The 18,352-nt window shown below is 33.0% G+C and carries 15 protein-coding genes; 9 read left to right on the top strand and 6 right to left on the bottom strand.

The features are described 5' to 3' along the window. Positions 1-66: 66 nt before the first annotated feature. Entirely contained in the window at positions 67-1,107 is a 1,041-nt protein-coding gene (locus tag LQ686_RS00600) for an SDR family oxidoreductase (RefSeq protein WP_107617630.1), read from the bottom strand. 149 nt (positions 1,108-1,256) lie between these two features. On the opposite strand from LQ686_RS00600, the gene LQ686_RS00595 reads away from it, so the two are divergent. The 5 genes from LQ686_RS00595 to LQ686_RS00575 all read left to right on the top strand — a co-directional run bounded on the left by LQ686_RS00595 (position 1,257) and on the right by LQ686_RS00575 (position 9,581). Then, positions 1,257-2,459 carry a putative multidrug effflux MFS transporter TcaB gene (locus LQ686_RS00595; protein ID WP_204230685.1) on the top strand — a complete coding sequence of 401 codons (1,203 nt, stop codon included), beginning with the start codon at positions 1,257-1,259 and terminating at the stop codon, positions 2,457-2,459. 18 nt (positions 2,460-2,477) lie between these two features. Continuing rightward, positions 2,478-3,245: a VOC family protein gene (locus tag LQ686_RS00590; RefSeq protein ID WP_025906809.1), complete on the top strand. Its 768-nt coding sequence runs from the start codon at positions 2,478-2,480 to the stop codon at positions 3,243-3,245. A 366-nt stretch (positions 3,246-3,611) separates the two neighbouring features. Next, entirely contained in the window at positions 3,612-4,862 is a 1,251-nt protein-coding gene (locus tag LQ686_RS00585) for a lipid II:glycine glycyltransferase FemX (RefSeq protein ID WP_048541317.1), read from the top strand. A gap of 125 nt (positions 4,863-4,987) precedes the next feature. Further along, positions 4,988-8,152: an efflux RND transporter permease subunit gene (locus tag LQ686_RS00580; RefSeq protein WP_107565187.1), complete on the top strand. Its 3,165-nt coding sequence runs from the start codon at positions 4,988-4,990 to the stop codon at positions 8,150-8,152. Between the two features lie 268 nt (positions 8,153-8,420). Continuing rightward, entirely contained in the window at positions 8,421-9,581 is a 1,161-nt protein-coding gene (locus LQ686_RS00575) for an aminotransferase class I/II-fold pyridoxal phosphate-dependent enzyme (RefSeq protein WP_103360711.1), read from the top strand. A gap of 69 nt (positions 9,582-9,650) precedes the next feature. Here the strand turns inward: LQ686_RS00575 and mspA are convergent, their stop codons facing one another. Both mspA and LQ686_RS00565 read right to left on the bottom strand, forming a co-directional pair. Further along, positions 9,651-9,971 carry a membrane stabilizing protein MspA gene (gene mspA / locus LQ686_RS00570; protein WP_025906805.1) on the bottom strand — a complete coding sequence of 107 codons (321 nt, stop codon included), beginning with the start codon at positions 9,969-9,971 and terminating at the stop codon, positions 9,651-9,653. 15 nt (positions 9,972-9,986) lie between these two features. Next, positions 9,987-10,154 (bottom strand): SE1832 family protein, encoded by a 168-nt coding sequence (locus LQ686_RS00565; RefSeq protein ID WP_049320027.1) that lies wholly within the window; start codon positions 10,152-10,154, stop codon positions 9,987-9,989. 45 nt (positions 10,155-10,199) lie between these two features. Between LQ686_RS00565 and ybaK the strand changes: the two genes are divergently transcribed. After that, a complete protein-coding gene (ybaK, locus tag LQ686_RS00560; protein WP_182476179.1) occupies positions 10,200-10,682 on the top strand; it encodes a Cys-tRNA(Pro) deacylase in 483 nt (160 codons plus the stop codon). A gap of 104 nt (positions 10,683-10,786) precedes the next feature. Next, entirely contained in the window at positions 10,787-11,698 is a 912-nt protein-coding gene (locus LQ686_RS00555; protein WP_239733104.1) for an AEC family transporter, read from the top strand. Between the two features lie 53 nt (positions 11,699-11,751). Here the strand turns inward: LQ686_RS00555 and LQ686_RS00550 are convergent, their stop codons facing one another. The 3 genes from LQ686_RS00550 to LQ686_RS00540 all read right to left on the bottom strand — a co-directional run bounded on the left by LQ686_RS00550 (position 11,752) and on the right by LQ686_RS00540 (position 14,459). After that, positions 11,752-12,537, bottom strand: a complete 786-nt coding sequence (locus tag LQ686_RS00550; protein ID WP_037589022.1) for a glucose 1-dehydrogenase — start codon at positions 12,535-12,537, stop codon at positions 11,752-11,754. Positions 12,538-12,567: 30 nt separating this feature from the next. Continuing rightward, on the bottom strand, positions 12,568-13,425 hold the full coding sequence (locus LQ686_RS00545; protein ID WP_025906801.1) for a GRP family sugar transporter: 858 nt from the start codon (positions 13,423-13,425) through the stop codon (positions 12,568-12,570). A gap of 161 nt (positions 13,426-13,586) precedes the next feature. Further along, positions 13,587-14,459 (bottom strand): GNAT family N-acetyltransferase, encoded by an 873-nt coding sequence (locus LQ686_RS00540; RefSeq protein WP_119475080.1) that lies wholly within the window; start codon positions 14,457-14,459, stop codon positions 13,587-13,589. A 142-nt stretch (positions 14,460-14,601) separates the two neighbouring features. Here LQ686_RS00540 and LQ686_RS00535 point away from each other — a divergent pair, with 142 nt between their 5' ends. Together LQ686_RS00535 and LQ686_RS00530 are read left to right on the top strand one after the other, a co-directional pair. Continuing rightward, positions 14,602-16,737, top strand: coding sequence for a DNA topoisomerase III (locus LQ686_RS00535; protein ID WP_103360708.1), 2,136 nt, complete (start codon positions 14,602-14,604; stop codon positions 16,735-16,737). A 228-nt stretch (positions 16,738-16,965) separates the two neighbouring features. Next, a complete protein-coding gene (locus tag LQ686_RS00530; RefSeq protein WP_025906798.1) occupies positions 16,966-18,300 on the top strand; it encodes an NCS2 family permease in 1,335 nt (444 codons plus the stop codon). Positions 18,301-18,352 lie beyond the last annotated feature (52 nt).

Below are 18,352 nucleotides of genomic sequence, written 5' to 3'. Positions count from 1 at the left end.
GGAAGTTAGCACATTCTAATATATCTAAAAACAAGCTAGGACAATCTCATTGTCCTAGCTTGCTTATTATTTCATAAAATATTTTCCGATAATCATATCTAACGTTTCTTTTGAAAGTACGAGTGTTTGTTCGTTTGCTTTTTTGAGCATTTCTCCCGTATTCTCATCATTAAATTTGATAGATTTAGAGAAGTAAGGTGCAAATACATCGATAAAACTATTCAGCACTCTTTCTTCATCTGTTATTGTGTTTATCTCACTCATTGGTGCAACTTCTAATTGATGGAAGTTTAAGTGTTTCTTGATTGTTTCAAATATAAAGTGATTTGATGGTGGGTTCTGATTGATTGCATGATAAATCTTATGATTTTCTGCATAATCACATGCCACTGTGAGTACTTGTACAACATAATCAACGGGTACGAAATTTGACGTATGACTTGCATCTCCAAATAGTCTATATATTGAATGATCTTTCTTTTTTTCTACACGTCTTTTGAAGACTTTTAATGCTTTCATAAAGCCATACAGCGTAAAGTTTGAATCTGCTTCTCCTGTTACGGAATCGCCTATTATAATTGCTGGACGTATGATTGATGTTGCCATTGTTTTTCTTTGCATCACGATATGTTCAGCTTTAATTTTAGTCGCTTCATAAGGATTATTTGTAGGTGAATCGATTGAATGAAGTACTTCGTTACCGCGTTCTTGTTCACCAACCGTATAGGCTGTTGAGACATATAAAAAATGCTTTGATTGTATTTGTTCTGCTAAGTCCAAAGCATGTTGTGTACCGATATAATTGATTTGATAAAGATCATCTGCAAGTTCGAAATTAAATTTGACGAGTGCAGCTAAATGATAAAATTTATCTATTTGAGGTATCGTTTCAATATCACTTTCAGATACACCACATAATGTTTCTGTAATGTCACCATTAATAAAGTGAATTCTTGAATGATACGATGGATTTAATTTATTGAGCAATTGATCTTTCTTCTGCTCACTCCTGTATAATACATAAAATTGCTTTTGTGCATCTTTTGCAAGTGATTGTATTAACTCTGCACCTACAAATCCCGTAGCACCTGTTAAAAAAATGTTCATGTTTCCACTCCGATTCTAAGTTTCTGACTATATTTTGAAGGATGACTATCTGAAAGTAAAGTATTTTAATAAGTGTTCACATATAACATTGCTATTTGAAAATTGTTAAGCAATAATATTAGGTAATAGATATAAAAGGAGCGTATTTCATGAACGAACAAAAGATGGCAAAGCCTTCATTATTTTTAATCGTGATTCTCGGTTTATTAACCGCATTTGGACCATTTTCAATAGATATGTATTTACCAGCATTACCAGAAATTAGTCGTGATTTTGATACTACAACGTCAAATACACAATTGACGCTCACACTCTTTATGGTTGGTTTAGCAGTTGGACAAGTATTTGTCGGGCCACTATCTGACTTTATAGGGCGTAAACGACCACTCATGGTTGCATTAATTGTTTATACAGTTGCTTCAATACTATGTGTATTTGCACCTAATATATACGTCATGATGGCATTACGATTTGTACAAGGTTTTACTGGTGGGGCAGGGGCAGTTATTTCCCGGGCAATTTCCAGTGATTTATATAAAGGTAAAGCTTTAACGAAATTCTTAGCGATATTAATGCTTGTTAATGGTGTAGCACCTATTTTAGCACCTGTATTGGGTGGTATTATATTATCGTTCTCAACTTGGAAAGTAGTCTTTATTTTATTAACGATATTCGGCTTTATTATGTTTAGCTTATCTTCAGTAAAATTAACAGAATCATTACCAGTAGAAGAACGTTCATCAGGTAGAATCAGTGAAGTACTAATAGACTTTAAAAATTTACTCAAAAGTCCAAAATTTTTAATGCCTTTATTTATACAAGGTTGTACATACGCGTTGCTATTTAGTTACATATCCGCTTCATCATTCATAACGCAATCTGTCTATCATATTTCACCATTAGCTTTTAGTTGTATGTTTGCTTTTAATGGACTTGGATTAATATTGTCCGGTCAAATTATTAATAAATTAGTCGACTATTATGACGAACATGTACTTATGCGTTTATTCGGCATGATTCAAATTATAGGTGTAATTATCGTTTCAATCACATTAATGAATGGTTTATCAATTTGGATATTAATGATTGGATTCTTTATACTCGTTAGTCCAGTATCTGCAATTGGTACGACAGGTTTTTCTATTGCGATGGTTAACAATAAAGGCGGCGCAGGAAGTGCGGCAAGTTTATTAGGATTATCTCAATTTCTATTCGGTGGTATCGTTTCACCATTAGTGGGTATAAAAGGAGAACATGAAGTATATCCATATGTCCTGACGATCATTATCGTTTCAATATTGTTGATTATTTTATTCTTCATTAATAGTAAAGTGTTTAAAAGAGCAGCTTAAAAGTAGGAGGGTATGTACATGAATTTAAAATTTGATCATATTATTCATTACGTAGATGGTATAGAATCAATTGAATTTCCACATCAATATATACAATCCATCCAAGGTGGTAAACATACGCAATTAGGAACCTACAATCAATTAAGTTATATAGATTTACATTATATAGAGTGGATTGATGTCTTTGATGCAGCTTTAGCACGTTCATATGCTCAAACAGAAGAAGGTAGATTAAGCTTTGCGAATACATTTAAAGATACGCATGTACAAGAAGGATTTAAAAGGATCTGCCTCAGAACACAAAATATCGATAACGTTAAGACTCATCTAGAGCAATTTGATTTAGATATAGTAGGACCAATTGAAATGTCGAGAACAAAACCGGACGGCACAATGATAAAATGGCAATTACTATATTTAGATGATAAGCAAGATTTAAATTTACCATTCATCATTCAGTGGGGAGAAAGTGATGAACAAAGAGCAGCATCTTTAAAAGCTAATTTTCATGATGATTTATCAATCGATGAAGTGACGATTCAAGTGAAGAATATTCATGAATCAAGTCAAAATTGGCAATCATGGTATGGATTGAAAGAGATTGAGAAAAGCGAAAATTATATTAAGTTAAGCTTTATAGAAGATGATGTTGTCATTAAACTTACAGAGGATGTTGAAGAGAAATACACGACATTATCACTCTCATCAACAAATATAAAAAAAGACACGCGCATTTTATTTAAAGGCGCGTGTTACGAATTCAAAGCTAATTTGCATAAACACTGAGATAGACGCTTTGAATAATAATGCCTAAATGCACGAGTGCAATTAAGGTGCTTATAATGGCTATAAATAATATAGATTTACGAGCGTTCTCAAGAATAAAGACGATGCTTAGTAGCAAGGTGAAGGCAACAGTTATGATACGATAGCTTAAATAATTAATCGTGCTATCAAAATTTAGACTGACCGCAATCAGTATGATATTTATAATAATAAAAAGCGTTAGAACAAGTTGTCTCATATATTTCAATCCTAACTGTATGTTTTATATGACAAGTATAACAAATATTGGTCTTTTGCGTGAAATTATAGTACGTTTCATTGTATAATTAAAAGACGAATTGATAAAAAGGAGATTTATAAATGACGATAAAGAAAATGAATATCACTCATGAGCAACATGATGAATTTGTAAAGCAACATCCAAATGGTGATATGTTGCAACTTACAAAGTGGGCAGAATCCAAAAAGCTTACAGGTTGGTATTCTCGTCGTATAGCAGTGGGCGATGGTGAAAAGATAACAGGTGTAGCACAACTTTTATTTAAGAAAGTGCCAAAGCTACCATATACATTATGTTACATATCTAGAGGTTTTGTTGTTGATTATAAAGACGAAACATCTGTTAAAGTACTTTTTGAATTATCTAAAGAAATCGCACGTAATGAGAAAAGTTATGCCATTAAAATTGACCCAGATATAGAAGTGGATCAATCTGAAGGTGTTCTTGAATATTTAACTTCATTAGGATTTGAACATAAAGGTTTTGAAGATGGATTAAGTAAGAAATATATTCAACCTAGAATGACGATGATCACTAAAATCGATCAACCTGAAGAAGACTTAATGCAAAGCTTTGATAAACGAAACCGTTCACGTGTTAGAAACTCTTTAAAAAGAGGTACTGAATTAGTTATTGGTAACCGTGACGACTTAAAAATCTTTGCGAAAATCATGGAAGAAACTGGTGAGAGAGATAATTTCTTAACAAGAGATGTTTCATACTTTGAGAATATTTATGATCATTTACATCCAGATGGCGACTGTGAATTATTCTTAGTTAAAGTTGTGCCTGATACAGTCTTAAAAGACTTATTTAAAGAACGTGATGCACTACTTGAAGAGAAAGAAAAATTAGCAAATAGAAGACAAACTAAGAAAGTCGTTAATCAGTTAAATGATGCTGATGAAAAATTAGGTAACTTTGAAAAACGTATTCAAGAAATGGAAGAATTAAAAAGTAAAAAACCAGATGGCGTGTATTTATCTGGCGGTATCTTAATCTTCTCAGGTAAGAAATCATATTATTTATATGGTGCGTCATCAAATGAATATCGTGAGTTTTTACCGAATCATCGCATGATTATTGAAATGATGCGCTTTGCTAAAGAAAAAGGCGCTACTAAGTTTGACTTCGGTGGTACAGACAATAATCCAGACCAAGACCATGAACATTATGGATTATGGGCATTCAAGAGAGTTTGGGGTACTTATTTAAGTGAGAAAATCGGTGAATTTGATTATGTGTTAAATAAACCACTTTACACTGCAATCGAGAAAGTTAAGCCAGCAGTAGTCACTTATAAAAGAAAAATCGAAAAGAAAATCAAGAGAAACTAGACATAAGATTAAGGCACTAAAACTTTAAATTATTAAAATTTTAGTGCTTTCTTTATGTATAAGGTATGTTTCAGCGTTAAATTATTATACAATTATTTACAAATCATAAATTAGGGGGAAGTTGAGTGGTTCAAAAAATGATCAAGTTCTCGCTGAATAATAAATTTGCTATTTTGCTTATGACAATTATTATTTTGCTTGGCGGCATATATTCAGCGTTTAAAATGAAACTAGAGTTATTACCGGATATTACAACACCTGTTATAACAATTACGACGCCATATCCAGGTGCAACACCTGAAAGTGTACTAGACAATGTAACAGAACCAGTTGAAAAAGAAGTTCAAAATCTAGAAGGTGTACAAAATGTAACAAGTCAGTCTTTAGAAAATGCTTCAGCAATTACATTAGAATATACATATCAGACAGACATGGATGAAGCTGAGACTGAATTAAGAAAGAAACTAGAAGCGTTAGATTTACCTGATGGTGTTCAAGATCCGGATATGAGTAGAATGTCTATGTACTCATTCCCAGTTGTGAGTTATTCAATTTCTGATAAAGATGATGATCTTGAAAAAGTCACAAAGCAAATGCAATCAGATTTAATACCTAAACTTGAAAAAGTAGACGGCGTTCAAAATGTATCATTGTCTGGTCAAACTTTAGAAGAAGTTAATTTAGAATTTGACCAAAATGAATTAACGAAACGTGGTATGAGTGAAGATGAAGTGCTTCAATATATCGACGGTGCTACGAAAGAATCACCTTTAGGTTTATATACATTTGGTGATGATTTGAAATCAATCGTCGTAGATGGAAGGTTCACTTCAATTAAAGCGCTGAAAGATTTAGAAATACCTATGACAGGTGGTGCTTCAAGTGGTGGAGAGCAAAGTGCAGCAAGTCAATCACAACAAGGCCAGCAAGCTCAACAAGGTCAAGAGGGTTCTGAATCAAGTGATAGTAGCGCATCTCAAAGTATCCCATCTGTAAAATTATCTGATATCGCAGATGTTAAACAAGAGAAGAAACGAGATTCAATTTCTAAAACAAATGGTAAAGATGCTTTAGCTCTTCAAGTAACGAAATCTACAGATGCCAATTTAGTAGATGTCGTTGATAATGTAGACAAAGAACTTGAAGCTTATAAGAAAGATCATAAGAACATAGAATCTGTACAATTGATGGAAACAGCATCAACAATTAAAGACTCAGTATCGACAATGGTTGAGAAAGCTTTAATCGGTTCTATCGTTGCAGTTATTATCATTATGTTCTTCTTAAGAGATATTAAATCAACTATTATCGCGATGGTTTCTATTCCAATGTCATTATTAATGGCACTCATCGGTCTAAAAGCGATGGATGTTTCATTAAATATCTTAACTTTAGGGGCATTAACAGTTGCAATTGGACGTGTTATTGATGACTCCATTGTTGTTATAGAGAATATTTATCGACGCATGTCGGATAAAGGTGAAGAACTGAAAGGTAGTAAACTGATAACAAGTGCGACGAAAGAAATGTTTATTCCAATCATGTCTTCAACAATCGTTACAATTGTCGTATTCTTACCGTTAGCTTTTGTAACTGGACAAATTGGAGAAATGTTTAGACCATTTGCTTTAGCAGTAGCATTTAGTTTATTAGCTTCACTACTCATAGCATTAACAATCGTGCCAGTACTTTCACACATTTTCTTTAGAAATGGAATTAAGAAAGATAAGAAAGAAAGAGGACATTGGTTAGCGGATAAATACAAAGGTATTTTAAAATGGAATTTGAATCATAAATGGCTCGTTATTGTATTAAGTATTGTGCTTGTTATCGCAAGTATTGCACTTGTATTTACACCTTATATCGGTAAATCGTTTATCGATACAGGTGAAGATAAAATGTTAGCACTAACTTATAAACCTTCACCAGGAGAAAAAGAAGATCAAGTTGTTAAAAACGGTGAACAAGCTGAGAAATATTTATCAAAAGATAAAAACGTAGAATTTGTTCAATATAGTGTAGGTGGAGAAAATCCATTTAATCCTTCTGCCAAAAATGACATGGCTTTAATGGTTAAATACGATAAAGATACGCCTAACTGGGATAATGTCGGTAAAGAAGTCATGGATCATATCGGTAAATTCAACCATAAAGGTGAATGGAAACAACAAGATTTCTCTACTGGCGGTACAGCGAACGAAGTATCTGTAAAAGTATCAGGTCCATCAACTGAAGCTATAGAAGGTACAGTTAAAGATGTAGAGAAAGAAATGAAGAAAGTTAAAGGTGTAGAAAACGTAAGTTCGAACCTTTCTAAATCTTATGAGCAATACGATGTGAAAGTTGATCAAAACAAAGCGAGCAAATTAGGACTTTCTGCAGGTCAAATTGCTATGACGCTTAATCAAACTACACAAGAAAAAGTCGTTACTAAATTGAATGATGATGGTAAATCTATCGATGTTAAACTGACTAAAAAAGAAGAAACTGATTGGTCAGAGAAGAAATTAGAAGATACTAAGATTACATCTCCATTAGGTAAAGATGTGAAACTAAGTGATATTGCGACATTGAAGAAAACAACTTCACCAGATACAATCACAAGAGAAAATGACAAAATTTCTGTTTCTGTAGATGCGAAAATCACGGCAGACGATGTTGCTAAAGTGACAACAGATGTTAATCAAAAAGTTTCTAAAATTGATACACCAACAGATGTTGAATTAAATGTTGGCGGTACAAACGATGATATCAACGAAGCAATAGAACAGCTGTTGCTTGCGATGGGCGCTGCGATTCTAATCGTATATTTAGTAATCGTATTAACATTCAAAGGTGGATTAGCACCATTTGCAATATTATTCTCATTACCAGTATCTATTATTGGTGTAATCGCAGGACTGTTAATTACACAAGAGACAATATCCGTACCAAGTATGATTGGTATGTTAATGTTGATTGGTATTGTTGTAACGAATGCGATTGTATTAATAGATAGAGTGATTAATATGGAAGAAGCGGGCATGACTACAAGAGAAGCATTAATAGAAGCAGCAGGCACGCGTTTAAGACCTATCTTAATGACAGCTATTGCGACAATCGGGGCATTAGTACCACTATTATTTGGTGGCGGAAGTTCTGTTCTTATTTCAAAAGCATTAGCAATTACAGTAATAGGTGGATTGATTTCTTCAACATTATTAACACTATTAGTTGTGCCAATTTCATATGAAATCATTATGAAATTTAAGCGAGCAATATTTAAAAGACCGAAAGAACGTATAGAATAGATGATTAACCCCTCCATGTCTATGAGACAAGGAGGGGTTTTTGTATGTAGTAAATATATATTGGCGCCGTTAGTAACAAAAGTCGAGAGAATTGTAACTAAGGAGGCCTATCCTAATAAAAGCAACCTGAGTAACCATTCCATATACCTATTATGATTTATTTCTTAGTAATTTAATAAGAAAATACTTGTTCGTGTTTCATACTTTGATAGAATATATTCATATACAAAAAATAGTCTGAAGAATTTTATTTCGAGGAGTCGTTATTGTGCCAATATCAAAACTATTATCAGAAATACCAGACAGTTACTTTGGAAAGACAATGGGTCGTAAGGTTGAACATGGTCCGTTACCGTTAATTAATATGGCGGTTGGTGTCCCAGATGGTGAAACGCCAAAAGTTATCGTAGATGAATTTATAAAAGCTGTACAAAATCCAGAAAATCAGAAATATGGTGCTTTTCATGGTAAAGACACGTTTAAACAAGCGATTGTAGATTTTTATAAGAGGCAATATGATGTGGATTTAGATAAAGAAGAGGAAGTATGTATTTTATATGGTACAAAAAATGGTTTAGTCGGTTTACCGATTTGTGTCGTAGAGCCTAATGACTTTGTGTTATTACCGAATCCAGGCTATACAGATTATTTAGCAGGTGTTCTACTCGCTCGTGCTAAACCATATTCTTTAGAATTAACGCCTGAACATCAATACTTACCACAGTGGGATGAAATAGAACCTGAAATCTTAGATAAGACAAAATTAATTTATTTAACTTATCCAAATAATCCAACAGGCTCTGTTGCAAATACTGAGTTTTTTGATGAAACGATTGCTAAATTTAAAGATACACAAACAAATATTATACATGACTTTGCATATAGTGCTTTCGGATTTGATCAGAAGAATCCGAGTATTCTTCAATCGGAAGGGGCTAAAGAAACAGCTGTAGAGATATTTTCCTTATCAAAAGGGTATAACATGTCTGGTTACAGAGTAGGCTTTGCAGTCGGTAACAAAGAAATGATTGCTGCTTTAAAGAAATACCAAACGCACACACATGCTGGTATGTTTGGTGCATTACAAGATGCGAGTACAGTCGCTTTAAATGAATGTGATGATTTTCTTATTAAACAAAATGAAATATTTAAGACGAGAAGAGATCAATTTGAAGCGTCATTAAGAGAAGTAGGTATACCATTTGAGCCAATGAAAGGTGGTATATTCCTTTGGTTACAAACACCTCCAGATTATGATGGAGAAGCATTTGTAGAATACTTATTACAAGAGGTTTCTATATTAGTCGCACCAGGTATACCATTTGGCGATAATGGTCAAAATTATGTCAGAATCTCATTAGCGTTAAGTGATGACGAACTATTGGAAGGTGCTAAGAGGTTGCAAGGTCTAGCTCACTTATACAAATAAAAAAAGCTGAGAAATAAATATTCTCAGCTTTTTCACATAAATGAGATTTTGTCGATATGCTTTAGGGTATTAAAACACTATAAATAATAAAATCACAAATATGATCAATATAAAGATCGACATATAATTGAGTAGTTGAATCGCTTTTTGGTCTTTAATACGATATTTAAATGCTGTGATTTCAACATTGATAACGAGACAAACCAATACAGCTAATATCCACCAAGTTTGCATTGCAAAGCTAAATACAATACTGCCTAAAAAGACAATAAGCATAAGTCCCATTATAAATCTTAAAGCTTGCGTAAGCATCGTATGTAGTTGGTATATACTTAAGTAACTAATAATAAGATAAATAATGGTAAATAATAAAAGTATGAGAATTAACATAGTCATTTCCTTTCGTTAATCTTGATCAAGTTGAGCGCGAACTTTACTGATTTCTTCTTCGATTTTGACAAGTTGTTTTTCAAGTAAGTCGGTTGCTTGACCAGTAGATTCTCTCTTTTCTAGGTCATTTTGTATACGTATGTAATCATATTTAAGTTCAGAAAGTTGTTGGTTTAAATCCATTTTAAACACTCCTTTTTATAAAATAGCTTTGAAGTAGGTGATAAATTGAAAAAAGTTAAAACCAATGCGATGCGCATCTTAGATCAATATAATATATTTTATCATACTCATGAATTTAAAATAGGAAAAGATCATTTAGATGGTCATGAAGTTGCGCAATTAATTCAGAAACCAGAACATCAAGTGTATAAGACGCTTGTATTAACAAATGGGAATCGCGAATATTTCATCTTTGTTATTCCAGTCGTTCAACATCTTGATATGAAAAAAGCTAGTAAAGCTGTTGGTCAGAAAAAATTAGAACTCTTACCACTTGATCAACTCACCAAAGTTACAGGGTATGTAAGAGGTGGTTGTTCTCCAATTGGTATGAAAAAAACATATCAAACCGTAATTGATATCAATGCAGAATCATTATCTACGTTTATCGTAAGTGCAGGTAAACGTGGCTATCAGATTGAACTTGATCCAGCAGATTTAGCCAAAGTCATTGATGTAAGATTTGATGATATTATTAAATATAACTAAACTAATTTTAGTATAATTTATTAATATTTCAAACAAAAAGTGTGCATAGAAGTTAAACTGTTGTTAATATAGATAAATGTGAGTTTAATGAGAGAAGTGATAAAGTGACAGAAAAATTTATAATGATTATTTTATTAATTGCTTTAGGATACGTTCTAAAGAAGCTTAAATTCTTTAAAGCTTCTGATGGTAATGTACTTGCAACACTTGTACTAAATGTTACTTTGCCTTCATTAGTGATTGTAAATTTAAATGGATCTGATTTAGGTTTATCTTTAGGATGGCTTCCTATATTAATGCTATTATATGGCATTATAGCAAAGCTACTAATCATATGGTTATTCAAGAAAAAATATAATAATCAAATAAGAGGTACTGTGGGCATGATGGCCGCTTCAGTTAATATTGGACTGTTTGCATATCCATTAGTCGCACAAATTTGGCCAAAAAATGGTTTATTATACTTTGGTATGTTAGACATTGGTACAGCTATCATTATGTTCGGTGTAACATATTTTGTTGGTAGTTACTTCAACGATGGTGGCGATCAATTTGACTTTAAACGAATGGGTTTAAATTTATTAAAGACCGTTCCACTTATGACATATATGATTATGTTTATCTTAAATATAATGAGCATTAAAGTACCTGACAAAGCGATAGATTTCTTTGAAATTATTGCAAATGCGAATATGCCATTATCCATGATCTTATTAGGTTTATTCTTGAATTTTAAAATCGAAAAAGCATACTTACCGATTGTTGTTAAATACTTAGCATTTCATTATGGCTTTGGTTTATTAATGGGATTACTTGTTCATTTCTTCTTACCTGTTGATGACCCAATGATCAAAACGACGTTACTTATTGGTTGGTTATTACCTATAGGTGTTTCAGTACTGTCTTATGCCATTACATTTAAATATAAGACCTTACCTATAGTCGGCATGGCTACTAATTTAAGTATTGTCATATCAATCGTCATTTTATATGTATATCAATTTTTCTTTGTTTAATTAAACACAAAAAAAGCGTTTGGATTTCGCATCCAAACGCTTTTTGTTATATATTAACCTTTACCGCCCATGAAAGCAGGGTAGTTTGTCATTCCGCCATCAACATATATTGTTGTACCGTGAATGTAACTTGCTTGTTCTGAAGCTAGGAATGCATTAATATTTGCAACTTGATCCGCTTCACCAATTTCATGTAGTGGAATCATTTCTAATGTTTCTTCGCGTGTTGCAGGGTCAGAGAATTTTTCGCGAGTATGTTCTGTAACAATAGCCCCTGGAGAAACATTATTAATTCTTATACCATTTTTACCGTATTCCATAGATAAAGTTTCCATCATCAATTTTAAGCCGCCTTTACTTGCTGCGTAATTGACGTAGTTTGGCCAAGGAATAACATCATGCACACTTGCAGTATTGATGATTTGACCTTTAATATCATGCTCTAAATAGTAATTGATAACTTCTCTACTACCAATAAAAGCACCTGTTAAGTTGATATCGATAACTTTAGACCATTCTTCTAAACTCATTTCATGAGATGGAATTGGTTTTTCGAAACCAGCATTATTGATTAACACATCTATACGACCAAATGTTTCGTGTGTTTGTTGAATCAAGTTCTTGATATCTGCCTCGACTGAAACGTCTGCTTTAATTGCAACCGCATCAGCACCAGAATCTTTAATAGATTGAACGATTTTTTCAGCTTCTTCAACGTGATCTAAATATCCAATAACAACTTTTGATCCTTCTTTACCAAATCGTTCAGCAGTTGCTTTACCAATACCACTGTTACCACCAGTGACAATCACAACTTTATCTTTTAAATCTTCATACATATTAAACACTCCTATTTTTATATATTGAGTTTACCCTTTAGCTGCACCAATAATGAATGCTGCAATAATGATTAACACGATACCTATCCAAATAAATGTCATTTGACGTTTTGTTTTTTGTTCGCCTAATAGGTAAATACCACCTAAAGTAGAAACGATTACTAACATTTGTGAGAATGAAAAGCTCGTTCCGACACCAACTTTTGGTTGTGAAATGAATAGGAACATATTACCTAATGCCCATACAATCCCTGGCAATAAGTTGAGTGACGTATGTTTAACAGTAGGTTTATGTTTGAATGATAAAATGATACCCCCAATTACCATACCTATAGATTGTGGAAATAGTGCATCCCAACCTTCAACACCGAATACTTGGCCGATTACAACGTATACGACATAACCGACAGTAGAGATGAGTAATATTGGAATAGCTTTACCAAGCTTTTTAGTATTTCCACTGTTTCCAGAACCTTTTTTCTGAACAGATGTAAATATTACACCGATAATCAGTAACACTAAACCTGATAGGCCAAGTGCAACTTGCGTACCTGTTGACCATTCTCCTAAAAATGCAGCACTGAATAATGTTGTTCCAAGTAATTGTAAGCCTGTAGATATAGGCATCGTTATTGAAACGCCAATTAAGTCTACACTTCTAAGTTGAAATCCTTGTCCAAGTGCCCAGAAAGCACCTGAAATCATACCGATAATAATTGTAGTGAATGTAAAGTGCACATCACCAAAGAAGAATAGACATAAACCGATGATGAAAGCCCCGATTGTTGTACCTAAGATTTGGTTATAAGGACCTCCACCAACTTTAACATTGATTAATACGACGCTTCCCCAGAACAATGCTGGTAATAGCGCTATAAGGTATTCCATACACAAGACTCGCTTTCTCTATTTATTTGTATTATTTAAACTACCCAAGTATTATACGCCCGAAACTTTTTTATTGTAAAACATATAGCTCACAATGTAATTTTACTGTTAAAAAAGTCCCATGAATGCTCAATAAACATTCATGGGACTTAGTTTAAAAGTTAAACATCGTATGGTCTCACATATTTAAAATGATGTGTTTCATTGACGATGTGGAAACCGACTTTTTCATATAATAATTGTATTTGTTCATGCTTTTTACTAACTACATAAATACGAACTGTTTCGACATCTTGATGATTAAACGCTTCTGTCGTCGCGAAATGAATCATTTGAAACGCGATGCCTTGTTTTCTGTAATCATGGTGAGAGGCTAAATTAGGAATAGTTGCTAACTTCTCAGGTATGTCTATGGATAGATAGATATAGCCTTTAACAAGGCCTTCAGCTATATATAAATAAAGTGCATGATTATCATCTAATGAATCTATAATATCATCAGCACTTATATCACTATGTTTGAAACTATTGGAATGCAATTTATTAAAGGCATAGTAATAAGGTTTGCTGTATGGCGTCATTTGGTGTTGCTTATCAATTGGTAAAGGTGGTTGTTGAATTTCTAATGTATATTGTGTTTCTACATATCCCGCATGTAGTCTTTTCAGTTTACTATTATTTAAAATGTGATCTTTATGTAGCGAAATGTGGCAATATTTAATGTTTGGATGATCGTTTAAAAGTGTTTCCCATATTTCTTTTAAAGCGTTTAACGTTTCCTCATTTGTATCATTAACGATTGGCCCCCATACATTTGAAGTCTCGTCATCTATACGCTCAAATCCTAATATCCCGGTAATGGTGTCATGATCTTCTATATAGTAGAAGGTGGTTTCATCAAATTTATGGCTTAAGTCATTCTTAATCTCTTCTATTGACTGAGGTATATGTGTCACGTAATTAGTTTCTTGCCTGTTTTTTTCGTGTAAATAAGAAGCTATCGGATCGATTTCTTTAAGAGGCAGTATTTGCATGATAGTCACTCCTTTAATATTCAACGATTATTTTATTCCATTATACGATTAATCGAAAATTTATAAAAGTTTTTCATGCCTTTAGAACACTTTTTATTCATGTTATAATAGTACGAATGTAAAAAAGAATGGGTGAAAAGAAATGAAAGCATTAGTTCTTGCAGAAAAACCTTCAGTAGGTCGTGATATCGCTAAAGCATTAGGTATTCATGATCAGAAGAAAGGTTACTTTGAAAATAAAAATTATATCGTTACTTGGGCATTAGGACATCTTGTAACGAATGCTACGCCTGAAGAGTACGACAAGAAATTTAAAGAATGGAATTTAAATGTCTTACCAATTATTCCTGACTATATGAAACATGTTGTAATTAAGAAAACAAGAAGCCAATTTAACACGGTTCAACATTTGATGAAGCGAGACGATGTGAATTCAATTATTATTGCGACAGATGCTGGTAGGGAAGGTGAACTTGTTGCAAGATTAATTATTGAAAAAGCAAAAGTTAAAAAGCAAATTAAGCGATTATGGATCAGTTCAGTTACTGAAAAAGCAATTAAAGCAGGCTTTCAAAATTTAAAACCTGGTGAAGCATACAACAATTTATATCAAGCCGCATTATGTAGAAGTGAAGCGGATTGGATTGTTGGTATAAATGCGACTAGAGCTTTAACAACGAAATATGACGCGCAATTATCATGTGGTCGTGTACAAACACCAACTTTAAATCTTGTACAAATGAGACAACAAGAAATTCAATCATTTAAACCTGAAAAGTATTATCAGATGAATATTGAAGTAGAAGGTTATAAATTTAAATGGTTGAGTAAGAGTGGAGATAAAACATTTGATGCTGATTTAATAGAGCAAGTTAAACAAAAAGTTCAAAATAAAAAGGGTATTATCCAAAATATCACGAAGAAGAAAAAAACAAAGTATCCTCAAAAGTTATACGATCTTACAAGTTTGCAACAAACAGCTTATCAACGTTATAAAATGAGTGCGAAAGAAACGTTGAATACAATGCAAGCATTGTACGAACAACATAAAGTACTGACTTATCCTAGAACAGATTCTAACTACTTAACAGATGATATGGTTTCTTCTCTGAAAGAACGCGTATCATCATTAAGTGCTACACCACTTAAATCACATGCTGTACCATTGCTTAAAAAACCAATTAGAGCGGGTAAACATTTTGTTGATAATAAGAAAGTTTCAGACCACCATGCGATTGTACCAACAGAAGTGAGACCTAACTTTGATCAGTTATCTCCTAGAGAACAGAAAATTTATATGCTAGTGGCTGAAAGATTTTTAGAAGTATTATTACCACCATATCAATATGAAGAAACAACTGTGACATTAACATGTGAAGGGGAAACTTTTAAACTGACACAAGAAGTAGCAGTTGAATTAGGCTTTAAAGAACTATATGAAGAAAAGACGCATGTGAAAGCTTTGCCTTTTGAAGAACAGCAGCATGTGAACATACAAAAAGTGAATGTCGTTAGTAAAGATACAGAACCGCCTGCGTATTTCAATGAAGGAACTTTACTTAAAGCGATGGAATCACCACATCATTTCTTTAAACTTAAAGATAAGAAAATGGCTCAAACTTTAAATGAAACAGGTGGTATCGGAACAGTTGCGACAAGAGCGGATATCATCGAGAAGTTATATAGTTCTAATGTAATAGAAGCGGTGCAAGGTAAAATTAAGATTACGCCTAAAGGTAAACAATTATTAAACTTAGCACCTGAACAACTGACATCACCAGAATTAACAGCAGATTGGGAAATGAAGTTAACTCAAATCGAAAAAGGAAATTATTCTAAAAATAAATTCATGAATGAAATGAGAAACTTCACGAGAGAAATCATTGCGGATATTAAAGAAAGTGATGATAAATTCAAGCATGATAATATCACAACGACTGAGTGTCCGACTTGTGGTAAATTTATGCTTAAAGTTAAAACGAAAAATGGTCAAATGCTCGTGTGTCAAGATCCAACATGTAAGACTAAGAAGAATCAACAAAGACAAACAAATGCCAGATGTCCAAACTGTAAGAAGAAACTTACACTGTATGGAACAGGTAAAAAAGCAACTTATAGATGTGTGTGTGGCCATACAGAAACACAAGAGCATATGGACGAAAGACTTAAAAATAGAAAATCAGGCAAAATAGGCAAAAAAGAAATGAAGAAATATATGCAAACTGAAGAAGTAGAAAACAATCCATTTAAAGATGCTTTAAAAGGATTGAAGTTCTAACTTAATAAGTATAGAGACTGGGACATCGTGTGATGTCTCAGTTTTTTTAATCTTTTAGCAGCAATAGAGTTGGCTAGAAGCGTACTGTCACGGATTATAAAGCGTAAAAACCGAACTATAACACGAACATAAATAAATTTAATTATATAAATGTTCGTAAAAAGTATTGATTTTTGATGTTCCCAGTAATACAATGTACAGTGTTGAAATTAATAAAGGAGTCTTATGATGAAACGTTACTTTAAGTTTGATGAATTGGGAACAAATTATAAAAGAGAAATTCTTGGTGGTTTAACAACATTCTTATCTATGGCATACATATTAGCAGTTAACCCATCAATGTTAAGTTTGGCAAGTGTTGAAAATGTACCTGATTCAATGAGAATGGACCAAGGTTCTGTGTTTGTTGCTACAGCATTAGCAGCACTAGTTGGTTGTTTATTTATGGGTATCATTGCGAAATACCCGATAGCTTTAGCACCAGGTATGGGATTAAATGCATTTTTCGCGTTTACAGTTGTGCTTACAATGGGTATTCCATGGCAAACTGGTTTAACGGGCGTACTATTCTCAGGTGTTATATTTGCGATATTAACGATGAGTGGTTTACGAGAGGTTATTATCAATGCAATACCATTTGAATTAAAGATGGCTGTATCTGCCGGTATAGGATTGTTTATTACCTTTGTAGGTTTACAAGGTGCAGGTATTGTTAAAAAAGAAGATTCAACTTTAGTTACACTTGGAACAATGCATAATCCAGAAGTACTATTAGCAGTATTTGGTATTATCATTACTATTATATTAATGGCTAAAAAATTACCAGGAGCAATTTTCATCGGAATGGTCTTAACAGCTATTGCGGGATTAATTACAGGATTAATTGCAATGCCAGATAGTATAGTAGGCAAAGTACCAAGTGTATCACCAACATTTGGTGCAGCATTCGAAGCGTTTGGTGATTTATCTACTATATTTAATGTACAATTCTTAATTGTCGTTTTAACTTTCTTATTTATAGATTTCTTTGATACTGCAGGAACGTTAGTTGCAGTTGCAAACCAAGCTGGTTTAATGAAAGATAATAAATTACCGAGAGCAGGTAAAGCATTATTCTCTGATTCATTAGCAACAATTGTAGGTGCAATATTTGGTACTTCAACTACAACAAGTTATATAGAATCTAGTGCAGGTGTTGCAGTTGGTGCACGTACAGGATTCGCAAGTGTTGTAACAGGTATTTGTTTCTTAGCAGCATTATTATTCTCACCATTAATGGCAGTTGTTACAAGTGCGGTTACAGCACCAGCGCTTGTTATAGTAGGTGTATTGATGGTTAGTAACTTAGGTAAAATTGATTGGCAAAAATTTGAGATAGCAGTACCAGCTTTCTTAACAATGATTATGATGCCTTTAACATATTCAATTGCAACAGGTATTGCGTGCGGATTTATATTCTATCCAATCACAATGATCGTAGCAAAAAGACATAAAGAAATTCACCCAATTATGTACGGTTTATTCTTCGTCTTTGTCGCTTACTTTGTATTTGTACATGCATAATAAAAAAGCCACGAGATTTCATTTAATGAAGTCTCGTGGTTTTCTATTTATA

This window comes from Mammaliicoccus sp. J-M41, from assembly GCF_022385935.1.
GTDB lineage: Bacteria > Bacillota > Bacilli > Staphylococcales > Staphylococcaceae > Mammaliicoccus > Mammaliicoccus sciuri_A.
Note: the sequence above shows the minus strand (reverse complement) of the source record. Positions and strands in the feature narration are given on the sequence as shown.